Raw genomic sequence first — 17849 nt, forward strand, 5'->3', positions numbered from 1 at the left:
GCGGATGGCGCTTGCCGGATAGAAGAAACGCAAATCAAGAAAGACAGGTGCCATGATCTCGATGAAGACCCTGCTGGCTTCGGCCGTGCTGCTTGTTGCCTTTCCGCAGGTCGGGCAGGCGGAGATCCTAGTCGGATTCGTCACCGGCCTCAGCGGGCCGGTGTCGTCGATCGGGATCCCGAACGCAAAGGGACTGGCGGCCGGTGAAGCCTATATCGGCGAAGTCGGCGGTGAGAAGCTCCGCGTCATCCAACTCGACGACGCTTCCGATCCGACGGCATCGGCGCGCAATGCGCGCAAGCTCGTCGAGCAGGAGAAGGTCGACATTCTGATCGGCACGTCGGGCGCGCCGCAGACGCTGGCAATGGCGACTGCCGCAATCGAGATGAAAACGCCGATGATCGCGGTCTCGCCGATCGCGCCGGTGCCGCCGGGCGATGGCGGGCCCTGGGTCGTGCAGACGCCGCAACCGACACCGCTTCTGGTTCAGGGCATCGTCGACCACATGAAGGCGCGCGGGTTGAAGACCGTCGCGTTCATCGGCTTCTCCGATGCCTTCGGCGACCTCATGTACGATTCGTTGTCGCAAAGCGCCAAGGCGGCCGACATCAAGGTGATCGCCAACGAACGATACGCTAGGTCGGATTCATCGGTGACCGCCCAGGTGCTGCGCGCGTTGGCGGCCCACCCCGACGCCATCATGCTCGGCGGCACGGGAACGCCGGGTGCGCTGCCGGTGATCGCCTTGTCGGAGCGTGGATACAAGGGACCGCTCTACGGCAACCACGGACTCATCAGCGCCGATTTCCTGCGGCTGGCCGGCAAGGCCGCCAACGGAATCATCTGCCCGACCGGGCCGGTGACCGCGGCCGAGCAGCTGCCCGCCAGCAATCCGATCCAGAAGGTTGCCTTGGCGTTCCGCGCGGCCTTCGAGAAGGCGAATGGCGAGGCGCCGACCGACTCGTTCTCATCCTATTCCTTCGACGGCTGGCTGGTGTTCGTCGATGCGGCCAAGCGCGCGCTGGCGACCGGCGCCAAGCCGGGCTCGCCGGAATTTCGCACCGCGCTTCGCGAGGCGCTGTTCACCACCAAGGAACTGGCCGGGACGCAGGGCGTCTACTCCTACACGCCGGCGGATCGCCACGGCGTCGATGCGCGTGCGCGGATACTGGTTCAGATCGAGGACGGGAAGTACAAGCTGCTGCCCTGATTGAGCGGCATTGCGCCGGAGCGCGACGTGCAATGTGGGATCGCGAGGCGGCCGGCATTCGGGTTCGGCGCTAGCCGCAGCATCAGCTCACGGCTTCTGCATCGCATCCCTGACGGCGCCCTTGAGCTCGTCGAGCTCGCTGGTCAATCCATCGAGTCGAGCAGCCGGGAATCCCGCCAGCAGCTCGGCCAGCCATGAGCCATGGCTCTTGGCCATGCGCCGGAAGGCCTTGCGGCCCTCGACCGTCATGCAAACGATCTGCACGCGCCGATCCAGATTGGAGGGTGTGCGGGTGATGTAGCCGTCCTCGACCAGACGATCGACGATGGGTGTGAGATTTCCGGCGGAGACCATCAGGCGCTTCGGCAGCTCTCCCAGCACCAATCCACTCGGCTCCCGGTCAAGCTGGGCCAGGACGTCGAAGCGCGGCATCGTGAAATCGAATTCCTCGCGGAACCGGCGTCGCAGCTCGCCCTCGATCAGGGTCGTGCAGGCAAGCAGCCGAAGCCAAAGCCGTGTCTGAGCCCGGTACTCGGCCTCCTGATCGACCCCGCTCTTGGGCGAAACAGGCGGGGACTCCTTCGCGACTGCCAAATCAAATCTCCTGCGGCATCCGGCCCCGCTGAAGGCGACGACCTCGATGTCGCCTACAAGATAGTTCGTGCCAAAAGTAAATTCAAGGTTCGTTCAAGGCGCCGCGAGCCCGCTTGCCGATGCAACGGAATTTGCGGAGCTTGGCGCTCCGAAAGGCGATCTCCGCGGGTTTTCAACATGCGCCTCGGCGATCCTTTGGTAGCAGTAATACTTTATACTTAAAATAAATGAGAAGTCGGTGACTTGCGAGCGGAACCGGCGTGCGCGCCCGCGTCCTAGCGCAGCTGCGCTTGAGTCCAAGACGGGTTCGGTCCGGTAGGTCTATCTGATGGCAACGAAACGTCGTCGGGCAGCAGTTTGTCGTCCGGCTCGACGACAGCGCGGGCGGCATCGGGGGCGAAGCGCACACATGCGATTCAGTGGACGAACGGCCTTGGTCACGGGTGGTGGCACCGGAATAGGGGCGGCCGTTGCACGGCGGCTTGCGTCGGAGGGCGCCAACGTTGCGGTCATGGGGCGGCGGCGGGAGCCGCTGCAGGCGTTGGCCGACGAGACCGGTTGCTTTGTGGTGCAGGCTGACGCTGCCGACAGCGTCGCCGTACGGGCAGCCTTGACGGAGATCCACGGCAAGTTCGGCAAGGTGGATATCCTGATCGCCAATGCCGGAGGCCACGGCGTCGGTCCGACAATCTCGATGACCGACGAGACGTGGTCGCTGGCGACCCGGCTCAATCTCGACACAGCCTTTGTCTGCGCGCGCGAAACCCTTCCCGATCTGATCGCGCAAAAAGGCGCCGTCGTGGTTGTTGCCTCGATCGCCGGCCTGTTCGCGGGCCCCGATGCGGCCGGCTATGTGACGATGAAGCACGCCTGCATCGGCTTCGGCAAATCGCTGGCGCGCGACTACGGCCGCAAGGGTGTGCGCACCAATATCGTCTGTCCTGGCTGGGTCGCGACAGCGATGGCCGACGAGCAGATGCAAGTCGTCGTCGAGAAGCACGGGCTCGCTTCGATCGAGGAGGCCTACCGGCTGGTCACCAAGGATGTACCGCTTGGCCGCCCGGCAACATCGGAGGAGGTCGCAAACGTCATCTGCTTCCTCGCCTCGGATGAGGCGTCGGCCATGAATGGTTCCATCCTGACCGTCGATGGCGGGGCGGCCGTGGTCGATTTGCCGACGTTGGCATTCGTCGAGTGAGCGGGAGACAAGAGATGCAGGGCAACGACAGACCCGCTGATTGGAAGAATTTTGATGACTTCGCCGCGGGTATCGCAACCAACCGGCTGCCGATCACGGATGCGCTCGCCGGCCAGCGCCTGACGATCACGTTGAAGGACGGCCGTGCCATCGACTTGGTTTTTGCTTCAGTCGATCGGCTCGAATGGCGCGAGGGCGAGGCGACCGGTACGGACTGGTACGAGGCCATCAACGTGGCGCCCGACGTGGTCTTCATCAACGTCACCTTTGCCGCGCGTGCGACTGAGGATGAAGCGTTCATCGTCAACACCGGGACCCGCCGGGTGCTGTCGATCCGCGAGCGCGTCCGCGCCGTCGGCGAATCTCCGGGAGAACCGCGGGTTGCGCAGGTCTACACGCCGGGTGTCGTCGGCGATCCCGCGATTCCGCCGGCGGGTTTCGAGCCGGCGCCATCGCGGGATCTGGTCGGGATGACGGCCCATTACGAATACAGTCCGCAGCACCTTTACGAGCACGTCTATCTCAGCTCGCAGCGCTATGCCTGGCAGAATCTGGTCGGCGTCCAGCGCGGCCATGGCGACGTCGACCTGACGACGACCTACAAGTTCGATCACAACCAGTACGTCTTCGGATTCCGCGAGTTCATCATCCCGGTCGCGTCGATCTTCTTCTACAACTGGGATGCCATGCGCTCGACCGGAAAATTCCTCGGCGTGACGAGCGAGGGCCGGGTCGAGAACAAGCCGGCCGGCGCCTTCATCAAGATCAAGTCCAGAACCAGCTACGACCCCGGCAAGGAGCCGGTGTAATCATGGGAGCAGCGACGTGAGCCGGAACTACGACGCGATCAAGGCGCATTATGCCGGATCGGATCGCGGTGATCTTGCCGCCATGATGGCGCCGATCACCACCGAGACCAGGTGGACCGAGATGGCGGGTTTTCCTTATGCGGGAACCTATGTCGGCCAGGACGCCATCATCGCCGGTGTGTTCAAGCGCATTGGTGAGGAGTGGACCGGCTACACGTTCACGCTCGAGAGATTGATCGACGGCGGCACGACGATCGTCGGGATCGGAACCTATTCCGGGCACTACAAGCCGACCGGCAAGGCAATGCGCGCTCGTGTCGTGCATGTCTGGGACGTGGATGAGGGGCGGGTGGTGCGCTTCGAGCAGTTCACCGACACAAGGCTCGTCGCTGACGCGATGAGGTAACGGGGCGACCGCGTGCGCCGGGGCTGGGAGGCATCGGTCACTCGGCGCACGCGGGCTTCGGGCACACACATTGCTCGTTTGTGTCCTAGGCCGACTGCGTTCGAGTCCAAGACGCGCCGGATCGTGCCCGCCTAGTATCGAGATCAATTCGGCCGAACAACGCGCCGCTATTGCATTGCACGGCGCGCAAGGGGACGCGCGGCGGAACAACGAAACCCACGCGACATCTGGGGTATGGAGGGGAACGCATGAAATCGAGACAGACGATTCTGGCTGCCGTCATCGCAATGCTCGCGGTCTGCATCGGCAGCGCTGCCTACGCGGCTGATCCAAAGTGCGGTGCCAACACCGGCAAGGCGGCGACCGGCGAGCCGATCGTCGTCGGCGGCATCGTCAGCATCACCGGGCCGGACAATTTCAGCTCGTCGGGGCTCGCCGCGGCGGCCTATTTCAAGTGCCTGAATGCCAATGGCGGTGTGAACGGCCGCCCGGTCAAATATCTGCTCGAGGACGACGCCTGGAATCCGGAGCAGTCGTCGCAGGTCGCGGGGAAGCTGATCCGTGACCAGAAGGCGGTCGCGCTGGTCGGCAACATGAGCTTCGTCGATTGCGGCGCCAATCAGGGGATCTACGAGAAGGAAGACATCATGGTGATCGCTGGCGTCGGCGTGCCACGCGATTGCTTCTTCCAGAAAAACTATGCGCCGACCAATGCCGGCCCGCGCGTCAGCAACACCAAGGCCGTGATGGATGTCGCGCGGACCTATCCCGGCAAGATCAAGCGCGTGGTGTGCATCGCGCCGAACATTCCCAATGTCGGTGAGTGGTCCTGCACCGGCGCGGTCGCCTGGATCAAGAAGCAGGGTGGCGACGGCAAGATCATCGCGTTCGATCCGGGCTCGCTCGATGCGACCTCGATCGTGCTCGAAGCGATGGCGTTCAAGCCTGACGTGATCAGCGTCGGCACGCCCAAGGGGCTGGCGGTTCCGATCTTCGCTGCGGCGGAAGAGCAGGGGCTGGCCGACAAGGTGCATTTCGCAGGTCCGGCCTCGCTCTACAATCCGGACTTCCCGCACGCGATCGGCAAGTACTGGGACGGCAAGGTCACGGTCGACATGGAGCTGAATGCCGCCACTGCCGGAACGCCGGATACGCAGAATTGGCTCGCGGTGCTGGACAAGTATGGCCAGGCCTCCGATCCCCGGGATACCTTCTCGCAGGCCGGCTACCTCGCCGCACGCGTCACGGCGGAAACCCTGCTGAAGATGGATCCGGCCAAGATCGACCGTGCCTCGGTCACGGCTGCGCTGCGCAACGTCAACCGGTTCGAGAGCGACATGTTCTGCTCGCCCTGGTACATCGGCTCGGGACCGCGTCACAACGCCAACCACGCAGGACCGGTGTCGCAGGTCAAGGACGGCAAGCTGGTGCCGAAGCCGGTCTGCATCGAATCGGAAGATCCCGAGCTCGACGACGTGCACGCCTTCGAGAAGACGATCGGCATCGCGAAATAGACAATGCCCGATTTCACGCCCTTTCTCGTTGCGGGCCTCGCGACGGCCGCCACCTACGTACTCTCCGGTGTCGGCATCGTGGTGCTCTACCGGGCATCCGGCGTGGTCAACTTTGCCCAGGGCGCGGTCGGCGCCCTGGCCGCCTTTATCTCCTGGTCGATCGTCGAGCGCGGCGGTCCGGCCGAATGGTCGTGGATCGGCGGGATCGCCGCCGCGGTCGCGGTGTCATTCCTCTATGGCCGCGTGATCGCACCCCGGCTCTCCTATTCGGATCCGATCATGCGCGCCGTTGCGACGCTCAGCTTCGCACTCATTCTGTTGGGGTTCATGGGATATGTCTGGGGCGAGGCACCGCGCAGGCTTCGGCTGCCGACCGACACGATGAGCTTCGACCTGATGGGCGTTCGCGTCACGATGACGCGCGCGGTCGCATTCGCGCTCGGCTTGCTGGTCACCTGTGCGGTGATGGCATTTCTCTCCTACAGCCGCGTCGGCCTTCAGATGCGGGCGCTGGCCAGCAGCCGCGAGCTCAGCGCGATGCTCGGCGTTCGCGTGTTCCGCGTCGATGGCTGGGCCTGGGTGATCTCCGGCGCGCTGGCCGGTGTCAGCGGCGTGCTGCTCGCCGATCTGCAGCGGCTGAGCGGCCAGGCACTGACATTCGCCGTCATTCCGGCGATCGCCGCGGCAGTGGTCGGGCGTTTCGCATCGCTGCCGGCGACCGTTGCGGGTGGCCTCGCAATCGGCGTCTGCGAAGCGCTGCTGACGCCGGTGCCGATTGTCGGCCCGTTCCGGACCGCGGTGCCGTTTCTGTTTGCGGTCGGCGCGCTGCTGTGGATGCAGCGCAAGGTCGTCTTCGTGTACAGGTGAGCTGACGTGACCGATCAAAGCCTGGAGGGAGCCCCGCCCATTCGTGCCGCCAGAGTTCCGCTCCGCGGGATCGCCCTCGGCGTGGCCGCGCTGATCGCCCTGTATGTCCTGCCGGACGCGCTGAGCAATTATTGGCTGCGCACGTTTATCTCCGCCGCGGCGCTGACGATCGCAAGCCTCAGCGTCAGCGTGCTGTTCGCGCAGGTCGGCATGGTGTCGCTGGCGCAGTTCGGCCTGCTAGGCGTCGGCGGCTGGTTCGCGCTGCGTGTCTCCCACGGCCTCGGCGTGCCGTTCGAGATCGCGCTGCTCTCCGCGGGCGTCTCGGCGGCGCTGGTCGGGCTGATCGTCGGGCTTCCGGCGCTCCGCATGCGCGGGCTTTATCTCGCGATCATCACCTTGATGATGGCAGGCGCGATCCAGGTGCTGATCAGCGCATTCGGTTTCCCGGACGGCGGACCCGGTATCCTCGGCAAGAGCACCGGCGCGCGGCTGATGATGGTGCGCCCGTTCGTCGCGCAAAGCGATGAAGCCTATCTGCGCTACGCGATCGTCGTCACCATGCTGTGCTATCTGCTGGTGCTGGCGCATATTCGCGGGCGGCCGGGCCGCGCCTGGGCCATGATCCGCCGCAGCGAGGTCTGCGCACTCGCCGGAGGCGTCGACATCGTGGCCTACAAGGTGTGGGCCTTCGCGCTGGCCGGTTTCCTCGCCGGCGTCGCGGGAGCGGTGCTTGCCGGCGGCGTCGGGCAGCTCGACGGCAGTGCGTTTCCGGCGAGCCAATCGATCATGCTGTTCGCACTGACGATCGTCGGCGGCGCCTATTCCTGGTTCGGTCCGATCATCGCCGGGCTGATGTTGCGCGCCTTTCCGGCGCTGCTCAACGATTTCCGCGTCGACGGCAATATCGCGACCATGGTGTTCGGCATTGGACTGCTGCACGCCCTGATCACTGCGCCGCACGGCATCGCCGGCCAACTGTCTGACCTGGCCGGGCGCCTGCGCCGGGCCTTGCGTGGCGAACGAAAGGCCGGTCCATGATCGAGATCGACGATCTGACGGTGCAGTTCGGCGGCGTGCGTGGCCTGAGCGAGCTGACCGCACGTCTGCCCGAGCCGGTCACCGGCCTGGTCGGGCCGAACGGCGCCGGCAAGACGACGCTGATCAATGTCCTGTCCGGATTTGTGCGCCCCACCACGGGACGGGTCGGCATCGACGGCCAGGACCTGAGGGGCATTGCGATTCACAAGCGGGCCGCATTCGGAATTCGCCGCACGTTTCAGAATGAGCAGGTGGTCGAGAACCTCACCGCGGCCGATAACATCAATGCCTTTCTCGACAATGTGCCGACCGATGGGCAGCCGCGCGCTGCGCTGGTTGCGCAAGCGCTGGAGTTCGTCGGCCTTGCCGCCAAGGGCAACGTGCTCGGCCGCGACCTCAACGCCTATCAGCGGCGGATGCTGGAGATCGCCCGCGCCATGGTCGGCCGCCCGCGGCTGATCATGATGGACGAGCCGGGCGCGGGCCTCGCCCAGCATGAGAGCGATCATCTGCGCGACGTCATCCGGCAGCTTCACGGCCATTGCGGGGCGCAGGTGCTTTTGGTCGACCACGATGTCGACCTGATTTCGGCGACCTGCACGGCAACGCTGGTGCTCGATTTCGGCTCCGCGATCGCCTATGGGGCGACGGCAAGCGTGTTGGCCGAGCCGAAGGTCCGCGCGGCCTATCTCGGTGTTCTGGAGGATGCGACGTGAGCGCCGGCCTTACAGTGCGGGGCCTCGATCTCGCCCGCAGCGGCAAGGCGGTCCTGCGCGGCATTGATCTCGCGCTCGCGCCTGGCCGGATCATTGCGCTGCTGGGCGCGAATGGCGCCGGCAAGAGCAGTCTCGTTCTGGCGATCGCGGGCGTCCTGCCTGCGACCTCGGGCGAGATCACCCTCAATGGCCGCTCGATCAAGGGCTTGCGGCCGGAGGCCATTCGCGCGAGCGGGCTGGCCGCGGTCCCTGAAGGACACCAGGTCCTGAACGAGCTGAGCGTCGAGGACAATCTCAAGGTCGCCGCCAGCCATCTGTCGCGCGCCGAGATGAGATCGGCGATCGATGTTGCGCTCGGCACCTTTCCCGAATTGCGTGAACGCCTTCAGGCCAGGTCAGGCAATCTGTCCGGGGGACAGCAGCAGATGGTGGCGCTTGCGCAGGCGATCATTGCCAAGCCACGCTATCTGCTCGCCGACGAGTTGTCGTTCGGTCTCGCCCCCGTTGTCGTTGCTCGACTGGTGCCGGTGTTGCAGGACCTGGCCGCGCAAGGCATCGGCGTGCTGCTGATCGAGCAGTTCACGCACATCGCCCTCAAGATCGCCCATGCGGTCTATGTCATGGAACGCGGCAAGATCTGCTTCTCCGGTGAGCCGCGGCAATTGATCGACAATCCTGCCATCCTGCACAGCGCCTATCTCGCATGAGCAAGCCGTCGCTGGGCGACCGCTGGTCGCGGCGCGATGCCCGCTCTCCATGCCGGAAAGCCGTTGACACGGCAAAGGAGGTGCTTAACATGTTATCAAAAGCGCCGCCCGACGGCGTTTCCCAGGGAGGAGCGCATGCAGCTCCAGGAGTTTAGCAGCTGGACTCCCGAAGTCTGGGGACAGCCGCCTTTGGAGGAATGGAGGGACAAGCTCCGGTCCGTGTGCGGACGGTTCAATCCGTTCGGCCAGGAGGAGCGCGGCTTCGTCAATGGCGGCGTTGTGCTGCGCGACGCCGCAGGGATGGAGATCGTCCAGGTCGCAACCGACGTCGACGTGGTTCGCCGCGCCGAGCGCGACATTCGCCAGGACTATGGCGAGCACTTCTTCCTGCTGGTTCAGTTGCAGGGGGTGTGCGGGGTCGAGCAGCAAGGGCATCAGAGCATCATCTCGCCCGGCGACTGCATCCTGGTGGATTCCTCGTTGCCGTCGAATTTCTTCTTCAACGGCCAGTTCAGCAATCATCTGTCGGTGCATCTGCCGCGGCAATTGCTGCTGTCGGAGAAGCCGAACGATTTCGAGGTGTCACGGCGGCTCGGCGCCGAGGACCCGATGTCGACAATGCTACGGGCATTGGTTGCCAAGATGTTGCAGCTGCCGTCGAGCCACAAGCGGTCCGGCGAATTGCGGCAATTGCTGCTGCAGGCGACCCGGCAGGCGTTCGCCGCGGATTCGCCGGACACCCCGCTCTGTCCGAAGGAGCGGGCGTCCGGCCGGCTGGAATTCGCGCGGGCGCTGGTGGACCGCCATCTCACGGCGGAGTGGCTGACCGCGCAATGGCTCGCCAATCGTCTCGGCGTCTCGATGCGCACGTTGCAGGAGGATTTCAGCGCGGTCGGAACCACGGTCACCAGCTTCATCCGCGATCGCAGGCTGCGGCTGGCCAAGGATCGCCTGCTGGAACGGCGGCGCGGCTCTGACGGCGGCACCATCGCCGAGATCGCCTATTCGTCCGGCTTCAACGACATTTCCTATTTCAACCGCTGCTTCAAGCGGGCCTTCGACTGCTCGCCGACCGACGTCACGCGCCGATAGCCTGCTGCGCTCCCGTCCAAGCGAAACCGCGCTCCTTTCCAAGACATTGGCCGTGCGATGGCTTTTGCTGAAGCCAGTCGTTGTCGCGAGGAGAAGATTGCATGCAGCGCTGGAGCTTGCTTATCGACGGGCGCCGGATCGAAACGGATCGTTTCCAGGACGTCCTCAACCCGTCGACCGGCGCCGTCGTCGGCGGAATGCCGCTCGCGGCTGCGTCCGATCTCGACGCCGCGGTTGCGGCCGCCTCCAAGGCGTTTGAAATCTGGAAGGACCGGCCCGATGCCGAGCGTGCCGACGCCTGTCGCACGATCGCCGATACGATCGAGCAGCATGCCGAGGAGCTCGCGCGGCTCCTGACGCTCGAACAGGGCAAGCCGCTGAACGGGTTAGGTTCGCGCTTCGAGATCGGAGGCGCCGTGGCCTGGACACGCCATACCAGCGGTCTGTCGCTGCCGGTGGAAGTCCTGCAGGACGGTGCCGAAGGACGGGTCGAGCTGCACCGCAAGCCGATCGGTGTCGTCGGTTCGATCACGCCGTGGAATTGGCCGGTCATGATCGCGTGCTGGCATATCATCCCGGCGATCCGCGCCGGCAACACCGTGGTCATCAAGCCGTCGCCATTGACGCCGCTGAGCACGATCCGTCTGGTCGAGCTGATCAATGAGAAACTGCCGCCGGGCGTGGTGAATGTCGTCACCGGCGACAACGAGATCGGCAGCCTGATGTCGGCACATCCCGGAATCGGCAAGGTGACGTTTACGGGATCGACGGCGACCGGCCGCAAGATCATGCAGAATGCGGCGAGCAGTCTGAAGCGCCTGACGCTCGAGCTCGGCGGCAACGACGCCGGAATCGTGCTGCCGGATGCCGACCCGAAGAAGATCGTCGAGGGGCTGTTCTGGGGCGCATTCATCAACGGCGGGCAAACCTGCGCGGCGCTGAAGCGGCTTTATGTCCACGACAGCCTCCATGACGAGCTGTGCCGCGAGCTCGCGGCCTATGCGAAGCAGATCGTGGTCGGCGACGGTCTCTCTGAGACCTCGACACTTGGCCCGGTGCAGAACCGCCGGCAGTTCGAGATCGTCTCGGCTTTCGTCGACGAGGCGCGCAAGAAGGGCGGTCGCGTGCTGGTCGGCGGCGACCCATCCGGTGGCCCTGGTTACTTCTATCCGGTGACGCTGGTTGCCGACGTCGATCACGGCTGCAGGCTGGTGGACGAGGAGCAGTTCGGGCCGGCTCTGCCGATCATCCGTTATTCCGACGTCGAGGATGCGATTGCCAAGGCCAATGCAAGCGCGATGGGGCTCGGCGGCTCGGTCTGGGGGACCGACCTCGCGCGTGCGAAGGCGGTCGCGCAACGCATCGAATCCGGATCGGTCTGGATCAACAAGCACGGCGCCATTCAGCCGAACGCGCCGTTCGGCGGCGTCAAGCAGTCAGGCTTCGGCGTGGAATTCGGGGTCGATGGGCTGAAGGAGTTCACCACGGTCCAGACCGTGTTTGTTTAGCCGGGGGAACAGGTCGGAATCGGCCGCGTCGTAGGGAGTGACATGCAGGAGTATGACTATATCGTCGCCGGCGGCGGCTCCGCAGGCTGCGTGCTGGCGGCCCGCCTGTCTGAAGATCCGCGCAATCATGTCTTGCTGGTCGAGAGCGGACAGCGCGACACCGACCGGTTCATCCATATCCCCGCGACCTTCTTCAAGGTGCTCGAGAAGGGACGTGATGCCTGGGTCTATGCGTCCGAGCCCGAGCGGGGCCTGAACGGGCGCCCGTCGATCGTACCCCAGGGGCACGTCCTCGGTGGCGGCAGTTCGGTCAACGCGATGGTCTACATCCGGGGATCGCGGCGGGATTACGATACATGGTCGCAGATGGGATGCCGCGGTTGGAGCTACGATGAGGTGCTTCCGGTTTTTCGCGATCTTGAAGCCAACCAGCGGCTGTCCGGCGAATATCATGGCACGAGCGGCAAGCTCAATGTCTCCGATCGTGCCTACGGTCATCCATTGTCCTGGGCGTTCATCCGCGCCGCGCAGGAGGTCGGCATCCCCTACAACGAGGATTTCAACGGCGCGCGCCAGGAGGGCGTCGGCTTCTACCAGACGACCACGAGCCGCGGCCGCCGCCGCAGCGCCGCCGAAGCCTTCCTGCGCGAAGCAGAGCGCCGCGCCAACCTGACCATCAGGACCGCAACGCGTGTCCACAAGGTGGTGTTCGAAGGCAAGCGGGCGAGCGGTGTGCTGCTCGAGGACGGTTCGACCGTCAAGGCGCGGCGCGAAGTGATCCTGACCGCCGGCGCGCTGGCGACACCGAAAATCTTGCAGCTGTCGGGGATCGGACCCGCTGCGCATCTGCGCGAACATGGAATCGAGATCGTTTCCGACCTGCCCGGGGTCGGCGAGAATTACCAGGATCATCTCGAGGCGACCGTTCAGTGCGAGACGAAGGATCCGATCTCGATATTCGGCGAAGACAGAGGCGTTCGCGCCGCATCGCACATGATGCAGTACTTTCTGACCAAGACCGGGCTGCTGACATCGACGGTGGTGGAGTCCGGCGGCTTTGCCGATACCGCCGGAACCGGCGAACCGGATATCCAGTTTCACGTCTTGCCGACGTTCAACGGCTTTGCAGATCGGCCGTCCGAGCCCGGGCACGGCATCTCGATCGGCCCCTGTGTCCTGCGCCCGCAGTCCCGTGGAACTGTTCGCTTGAGATCGCCGAATCCGGCCGACCCGGCGCTGTTCGTTGCCAATTCGCTCGCAGAGCGAGCAGACGTCGATACTCTCGTGCGAGGCGTCCAGCTTGCCATTCGCATTTCCGAGGCGCCATCGCTGGCGCGTCTAATCAAGCGGCGCGCTCTGCCAAAGCCCGGCGTGGAGCACGACGTCGATGCGCTCGCCGACTATGTCCGCGCGATCTCGAAGACCGTGTTTCACCCTTCCGGAACGGCGAAGATGGGCGCCGCCGGCGACCCGATGGCGGTTGTCTCGGAACAGCTTCTGGTGCGTGGCGTCGAAGGCCTTCGGATTGCCGACGCCTCAATCATGCCGCGGCTCGTCTCCGGAAATACCAACGCACCGACGATGATGATCGGCGAGCGGGCGGCCCGCTTCATCCTGGGAGAGGCGGACTTGACAAGAGCCTCCTGAGACAGTTGGGGTCCGTGTCGCCGAGCACGCGGACGAATGCGCCGCGGTCGAAACAGGCGTCGGCGCATCCGCGCGCGCAGCCCGGAGCTGTCCGGCGCGGCCTCGATCTCGACCGCGCCGAGCAGGTCGAGGGCAGAGCGCAATCTGCTTCCGGGACAGCATCATTGGACATCCTCCGGGCGACGCGCCGCTATGTGTGCGCTGCGCGTGCACTGGCAGGTCAAAACGGGTACAAGCGTGCGCAAATTCGGCCTAGTCTGAAGCGCACATGTTTATGGGCATCCCCTGAATTCCAAGGTAACTCGTTGAAATCGCAAGATTATCGCTTTTCCGTGGCCCCGATGATGGACTGGACCGACCGGCATTGCCGGGTCTTCCATCGTCTGATGTCGCGGCGGGCGCGGCTTTATACGGAGATGCTGACGACCGGCGCCATCATCCACGGCGACCGGGTGCGGCTGCTTGGCTTCGATGCCAGCGAGCATCCGGTGGCGCTGCAGCTCGGCGGTTCCGATCCGCGCGATCTGGCGGCCGCCGCGCAGATTGGCGAGGACTTCGGCTATGACGAGATCAATCTCAATGTCGGCTGCCCGTCCGATCGTGTGAAGGACGGCCGTTTCGGCGCCTGCCTGATGGCGGAGCCCGCGCTGGTCGCCGAGGGCGTTGCGGCGATGAAGCGCACGGTGAAGATTCCTGTCACGGTGAAGTGCCGGATCGGCATCGACGACCAGGATCCGGAAGTCGCGCTCGATACACTGGCGCGCGGCGTGATTGCCGCGGGCGCAGACGCGCTCGTCGTGCACGCGCGCAAGGCCTGGCTCAACGGATTGTCGCCGAAGGAGAACCGCGACATTCCGCCGCTCGACTACGATCGCGTCTATCGCCTCAAGGCGGCGCTGCCGGAGGTGCCCATCATCATCAACGGCGGCATCACGAGTATGGCCGAAGCGAAGCAGCATCTGGCTCATGTCGATGGCGTGATGCTGGGGCGGGCGGCCTATCAGGAGCCGTGGCGGCTGCTGACAGTCGATTCCGAGCTGTTCGGTGAAACGCCACCGCACGCCACGATGAAGGACGTCTTCGCGGCGATGCTGCCCTATATCGAGCGGCAACTGGTCGAGGGCACGCGGCTGCATTCGATCACGCGCCACTTCGTCGGTGCTTTCCACGGCGTGCCCGGCGCGCGCGCCTTCCGCAGGCATCTCGCTGAGAACGGCGTTCGGCCGGGTGCCGGGACCGACGTGCTGCGCGATGCGATCGCACGCGTCGACGACCGCGCGCCTGCGGCGGTCGCGGCCTGAGGTTATTGCTTGCGCTGACGCCGCACGACGTCTTGTGCGACCTTCAGGAAGTTGAAGAGGTGCGGCATCCGGTTGTCGCGCCGGTAGTTCAGCGACAGCGCGGTGCCGGGATTATGTCCCTCATAGGCGCGATAGGCGACGCCGGGGCGTTCCGCTTGCGAGACGGATTGCGGCACCAGCGCGATGCCGACGCCAACCGACACCAGGCTGATCGCGGTCTGGTAATCCTGGGCCAGCACCTGCGATTTCGGAATGAAGCCCTCTTCGAGGCAGATGTTGAGGATATGGTCGGCGAAGCTCGGGCGCGGCTTGCGCGGGTAGAGCACGAAGGTCTCGGCCTTCAGCGCAGCCAGCCGCGTGACCTGCTGTTCGAGCAGCGGCGAGGTGTCGGACAGCGCGAGGATCAACGGCTCCTGCAGCAGTGGCTCCGACTTCAATTCCTCGTCGTCGAGCGAGGGCCGGGCGACGGCGATATCGATCTCGCGCTGGATCACGGCGCGCTTCTGCTCGGCGTTGTTCATCGCCGACAGCGCGAGCTCGACGTCAGGGTAGGCCGAGCGAAACGCCTTGATCACGTTGGGCAGCACGCCATAGGTCGCCGATCCGACGAAGGCGACACGCAGGTGTCCCGAAAAGCCTTCGCCGATCCGCTTGATCTCGCGGTGCGTCCGATCGAGCCGCTCGAGCACATCGCGTGCACGTTCCAGCAGAACGCTGCCGGCCTGGGTCAGTCGGATCTGGCTTCGGCTCCGGTCAATGAGCACGACGCCGAGATCGCTTTCCAGCTGCGCGATCTGCCGGCTGAGCGGCGGCTGGGCGATCGCTAGCCGTGATGCGGCGCGGCCGAAATGCAATTCCTCGGCGACGGCGACGAAGTAGACCAGTCGCCTCAGATCCATGACGTCGTCGCGATCGGTCACGGTCAGCCGAACGTTTGTCCGCGCGCTTCCGCGGAAGCTGCGGGAAAGGCCTGCCAGGTTTGATATCGCGTGGTCATCGGCGCACGTTCGAGACGGTGGTTCCAGTGCGAAGACTGAGCGTGGGTCTCTGGATTGTCAATTGTCCGCGGGGACGACGCCACCTGGCTAGTCCTTCCGGGCGAAGGCGCGGATCTTGTCCTCGTCGACCTCGACGCCGAGGCCCGGGCCATCGGGCACGCAGATCTCGAACGCGTCGAATCTGATCGGGTTGACGACGAGGTCTTCCACGAGGATCCGCGGACCAAAATGCTCGCTTCCCCATTCGAGCCTGGGCAGGGTGGCGAATGCGGCGAGGTGCGCGGCCGCGCCGATGCTGCTCTCCAGCAGGCAGCCGCCGTAGAGCTCGAGGCCGTGCGCGCCGGCGACCGCGGCGGCTCGCTTCATCTCGAACAGGCCGCCGCTCTTCACGAGCTTCAGCGAATAGACGCTGCCGCAACCCATCGTGGCGACGCGGGCGATCTCCTCCTTGGTGAAGGCCGCTTCGTCGACAAGCAACGGGATGGAGGTGCGCGCCGCTACACGCGCCATGGTTTCCAGCTGCAGCGCCGACACCGGCTGCTCGACCAGAGCGACGTCCAGTTCCTCCAGCGCGGGCATGAAGCGGATGCATTCGGCTTCGGTCCAGCCCTGGTTGACATCGACGATCAGGCGCACCTCGTCGCCGAGGCCGGCGCGCAGCGTCTGCAACCGCTTCAGATCGGCCGGTGGGCGGTTGAAGCCGAACTTGATCTTGAACTGGCGGTGTTCGCGGCGGCGCAGCTTCTCCTTTGCTTCCTCCAGCTCCTGTCCGCTGTCGCCGGAGGCCAGCGCCCAGATCACTTCCATGCGCTGGCGAACCGCACCCCCGAGCAGCGCGCTGGCGGGGAGGCCGAGCGTCTTGCCGGCGGCGTCGAGCAGGGCGGATTCGATCGCGCCCTTGGCTGCGAAATTGCGGGTCGCGGCCTTGCTCATGCGCAGTGCATTGGCTTCGAAGGCGAGGGCTGGCTGCCCGAGCAGCGCCGGCGCCAGGTAATTCGTGACCGCGGCCTTGATCGATTCCACGCTCTCCTCGGCCCAGCGCGGCCCGCCGAGCGTCGAGGCTTCGCCGATCCCCGTCACGCCGTTGTCGAGCAGCACGCGCACCAGCACGTAGCCCTGATGCGTGACTTCCGTGTTCGAAAGCTTGTGCCGCCGGCGGGTCGGCGCTTCCACGATGGTGGCGCGGATACTGCGGATCGCAGTGTCCCTCGCGAGGCTCCGCACTTGCTCCACGGGCTCGGCGATTTCGATCACGGCACGACTCATAGGTCCTCGCAGGTCAGTTCAAGGTGAACCCTGCCGGGCTTTCCAGGCCTAGCAGGGCGTGGTGCGTATCACTCGGCCGCGACGAGGCGCTCGACCGCCGCCTTCTTGAGCTTGAAGTCGAAATCGAGAACGAGATCGGTGTCGGCGCCGGCCGGTGCCTTGGCGAACTTGCCGATCAGGCTCTGCTTCACGGCGAACACCGAGTCGTTGTCGAGATACTTGGTCTCGGAATCGTAGATCTGCGAGATCAGCGATTGATAGCCGTCCTTCGAGAGCATGAAGTGGATGTGACCCGGACGCCAGGGATGGTGGCCCATGTATTTCAACAGTTCGCCGCCGGCGCCGTCATAGGGGATCGGGTAGGGCTCGGGACGGAGCGCAACGAAGGCGTATTCGCCGTTGGCATCGGTCGTGAACCGTCCGCGCAGATTATAGGCCGGCTGTTCCGGATCCTGCAGATCGTACAGACCGTTCGGAGCATCTTCCCAGACGTCGATGGTAACGCCCTCGATCGGCCGGCCCGCGGTGTCGCTGATGCGCCCGCTGACCTTGACGGTCTGCGCATTGTCGAACGTCTTCTTGATGATGGAGGCGCCCTTCGGCAGCACCGGCGGGTTCTCCCGGTAGAACGGCCCGAGCACGGTGGACTCGCTCTCGCCGTCGGTGACCCGGTGGTCGAGCATGTCGACCAGCACCTCGACGCCGAGAATGTCGGCGATCAGGATGAACTCGTTGCGCTTCTCGTCCGAGATGTCGCCGGCGCGCCGCAGGAATTCGCAGGCGGCGAACCACTCGGCAAAGGTCAGGTCGACCTCCTTGCAGAAGGCGTGCATGTGGCGGATCAGGCTCGTCATGATCTGACGGTTGCGATCCGGAATGTCGTTCGAGAGCGCGGCGATCACGTGGTCGGTGATGGTGTCCTTGTTGACGTTCAGCATGGTCGTTTCCTCCTTTTCTTGCAGTTTGGATCAAACTTGC

17 protein-coding genes are annotated in these 17849 nt (G+C 65.0%); 13 read left to right on the top strand and 4 right to left on the bottom strand.

Annotated elements, in window-relative coordinates:
• The first annotated feature begins 52 nt into the window (after nucleotides 1-52).
• Nucleotides 53-1210, top strand: a complete 1158-nt coding sequence (locus tag AAFG13_RS00675) for an ABC transporter substrate-binding protein (protein ID WP_342710823.1) — start codon at nucleotides 53-55, stop codon at nucleotides 1208-1210.
• Between the two features lie 87 nt (nucleotides 1211-1297).
• On the opposite strand, the gene AAFG13_RS00680 is transcribed toward AAFG13_RS00675, so the two are convergent.
• Nucleotides 1298-1804 carry a MarR family transcriptional regulator gene (locus AAFG13_RS00680; protein ID WP_342710824.1) on the bottom strand — a complete coding sequence of 169 codons (507 nt, stop codon included), beginning with the start codon at nucleotides 1802-1804 and terminating at the stop codon, nucleotides 1298-1300.
• 409 nt (nucleotides 1805-2213) lie between these two features.
• On the opposite strand from AAFG13_RS00680, the gene AAFG13_RS00685 reads away from it, so the two are divergent.
• The 12 genes from AAFG13_RS00685 to dusA all read left to right on the top strand — a co-directional run bounded on the left by AAFG13_RS00685 (nucleotide 2214) and on the right by dusA (nucleotide 14607).
• Nucleotides 2214-3002 (top strand): SDR family oxidoreductase, encoded by a 789-nt coding sequence (locus AAFG13_RS00685; RefSeq protein WP_342710825.1) that lies wholly within the window; start codon nucleotides 2214-2216, stop codon nucleotides 3000-3002.
• Between the two features lie 14 nt (nucleotides 3003-3016).
• Entirely contained in the window at nucleotides 3017-3811 is a 795-nt protein-coding gene (locus AAFG13_RS00690) for a MoaF C-terminal domain-containing protein (RefSeq protein WP_212315260.1), read from the top strand.
• Nucleotides 3812-3827: 16 nt separating this feature from the next.
• Nucleotides 3828-4217 (top strand): nuclear transport factor 2 family protein, encoded by a 390-nt coding sequence (locus tag AAFG13_RS00695; RefSeq protein WP_342710826.1) that lies wholly within the window; start codon nucleotides 3828-3830, stop codon nucleotides 4215-4217.
• 248 nt (nucleotides 4218-4465) lie between these two features.
• The gene (locus AAFG13_RS00700) at nucleotides 4466-5731 is read left to right on the top strand and encodes an ABC transporter substrate-binding protein (RefSeq protein WP_342710827.1); all 1266 of its coding nucleotides are present in this window, start codon (nucleotides 4466-4468) and stop codon (nucleotides 5729-5731) included.
• A 3-nt stretch (nucleotides 5732-5734) separates the two neighbouring features.
• Entirely contained in the window at nucleotides 5735-6598 is an 864-nt protein-coding gene (locus tag AAFG13_RS00705) for a branched-chain amino acid ABC transporter permease (protein ID WP_342710828.1), read from the top strand.
• 6 nt (nucleotides 6599-6604) lie between these two features.
• A complete protein-coding gene (locus AAFG13_RS00710; protein WP_342710829.1) occupies nucleotides 6605-7636 on the top strand; it encodes a branched-chain amino acid ABC transporter permease in 1032 nt (343 codons plus the stop codon).
• Nucleotides 7633-8352, top strand: coding sequence for an ATP-binding cassette domain-containing protein (locus tag AAFG13_RS00715; protein WP_342710830.1), 720 nt, complete (start codon nucleotides 7633-7635; stop codon nucleotides 8350-8352). Before AAFG13_RS00710 ends, AAFG13_RS00715 begins: the two co-directional genes overlap by 4 nt.
• A complete protein-coding gene (locus tag AAFG13_RS00720; RefSeq protein WP_342710831.1) occupies nucleotides 8349-9059 on the top strand; it encodes an ATP-binding cassette domain-containing protein in 711 nt (236 codons plus the stop codon). Before AAFG13_RS00715 ends, AAFG13_RS00720 begins: the two co-directional genes overlap by 4 nt.
• 135 nt (nucleotides 9060-9194) lie before the next feature.
• Nucleotides 9195-10151, top strand: coding sequence for a helix-turn-helix domain-containing protein (locus AAFG13_RS00725; RefSeq protein WP_342710832.1), 957 nt, complete (start codon nucleotides 9195-9197; stop codon nucleotides 10149-10151).
• A 101-nt stretch (nucleotides 10152-10252) separates the two neighbouring features.
• A complete protein-coding gene (locus AAFG13_RS00730) occupies nucleotides 10253-11659 on the top strand; it encodes an aldehyde dehydrogenase family protein (RefSeq protein WP_342710833.1) in 1407 nt (468 codons plus the stop codon).
• A 42-nt stretch (nucleotides 11660-11701) separates the two neighbouring features.
• Nucleotides 11702-13306 carry a GMC family oxidoreductase N-terminal domain-containing protein gene (locus AAFG13_RS00735; protein WP_342710834.1) on the top strand — a complete coding sequence of 535 codons (1605 nt, stop codon included), beginning with the start codon at nucleotides 11702-11704 and terminating at the stop codon, nucleotides 13304-13306.
• Between the two features lie 305 nt (nucleotides 13307-13611).
• Entirely contained in the window at nucleotides 13612-14607 is a 996-nt protein-coding gene (gene dusA, locus AAFG13_RS00740; RefSeq protein ID WP_342710835.1) for a tRNA dihydrouridine(20/20a) synthase DusA, read from the top strand.
• A gap of 2 nt (nucleotides 14608-14609) precedes the next feature.
• Here dusA and AAFG13_RS00745 read toward each other — a convergent pair whose 3' ends face one another.
• The 3 genes from AAFG13_RS00745 to AAFG13_RS00755 form a co-directional block, all read right to left on the bottom strand.
• Nucleotides 14610-15506 carry a LysR family transcriptional regulator gene (locus AAFG13_RS00745; protein ID WP_342710836.1) on the bottom strand — a complete coding sequence of 299 codons (897 nt, stop codon included), beginning with the start codon at nucleotides 15504-15506 and terminating at the stop codon, nucleotides 14610-14612.
• Nucleotides 15507-15692: 186 nt separating this feature from the next.
• The gene (locus AAFG13_RS00750; protein WP_342710837.1) at nucleotides 15693-16871 is read right to left on the bottom strand and encodes a muconate/chloromuconate family cycloisomerase; all 1179 of its coding nucleotides are present in this window, start codon (nucleotides 16869-16871) and stop codon (nucleotides 15693-15695) included.
• Between the two features lie 68 nt (nucleotides 16872-16939).
• Entirely contained in the window at nucleotides 16940-17809 is an 870-nt protein-coding gene (locus AAFG13_RS00755; RefSeq protein WP_176532048.1) for an intradiol ring-cleavage dioxygenase, read from the bottom strand.
• Nucleotides 17810-17849 lie beyond the last annotated feature (40 nt).

Origin of the sequence: Bradyrhizobium sp. B124 (assembly GCF_038967635.1) — a bacterium.
GTDB lineage: Bacteria > Pseudomonadota > Alphaproteobacteria > Rhizobiales > Xanthobacteraceae > Bradyrhizobium.

Excerpts from the sequence above, each read along its gene's own strand:
- AAFG13_RS00755 (WP_176532048.1), bottom strand. The coding sequence starts at position 17,809 with ATGCTGAACGTCAACAAGGACACCATCACCGACCACGTGATCGCCGCG.
- AAFG13_RS00730 (WP_342710833.1), top strand. The coding sequence starts at position 10,253 with ATGCAGCGCTGGAGCTTGCTTATCGACGGGCGCCGGATCGAAACGGAT.
- AAFG13_RS00725 (WP_342710832.1), top strand. The coding sequence starts at position 9,195 with ATGCAGCTCCAGGAGTTTAGCAGCTGGACTCCCGAAGTCTGGGGACAG.
- AAFG13_RS00705 (WP_342710828.1), top strand. The coding sequence starts at position 5,735 with ATGCCCGATTTCACGCCCTTTCTCGTTGCGGGCCTCGCGACGGCCGCC.
- AAFG13_RS00745 (WP_342710836.1), bottom strand. The coding sequence starts at position 15,506 with ATGGATCTGAGGCGACTGGTCTACTTCGTCGCCGTCGCCGAGGAATTG.
- AAFG13_RS00715 (WP_342710830.1), top strand. The coding sequence starts at position 7,633 with ATGATCGAGATCGACGATCTGACGGTGCAGTTCGGCGGCGTGCGTGGC.
- AAFG13_RS00690 (WP_212315260.1), top strand. The coding sequence starts at position 3,017 with ATGCAGGGCAACGACAGACCCGCTGATTGGAAGAATTTTGATGACTTC.
- AAFG13_RS00750 (WP_342710837.1), bottom strand. The coding sequence starts at position 16,871 with ATGAGTCGTGCCGTGATCGAAATCGCCGAGCCCGTGGAGCAAGTGCGG.
- AAFG13_RS00700 (WP_342710827.1), top strand. The coding sequence starts at position 4,466 with ATGAAATCGAGACAGACGATTCTGGCTGCCGTCATCGCAATGCTCGCG.
- AAFG13_RS00735 (WP_342710834.1), top strand. The coding sequence starts at position 11,702 with ATGCAGGAGTATGACTATATCGTCGCCGGCGGCGGCTCCGCAGGCTGC.
- AAFG13_RS00675 (WP_342710823.1), top strand. The coding sequence starts at position 53 with ATGATCTCGATGAAGACCCTGCTGGCTTCGGCCGTGCTGCTTGTTGCC.
- AAFG13_RS00685 (WP_342710825.1), top strand. The coding sequence starts at position 2,214 with ATGCGATTCAGTGGACGAACGGCCTTGGTCACGGGTGGTGGCACCGGA.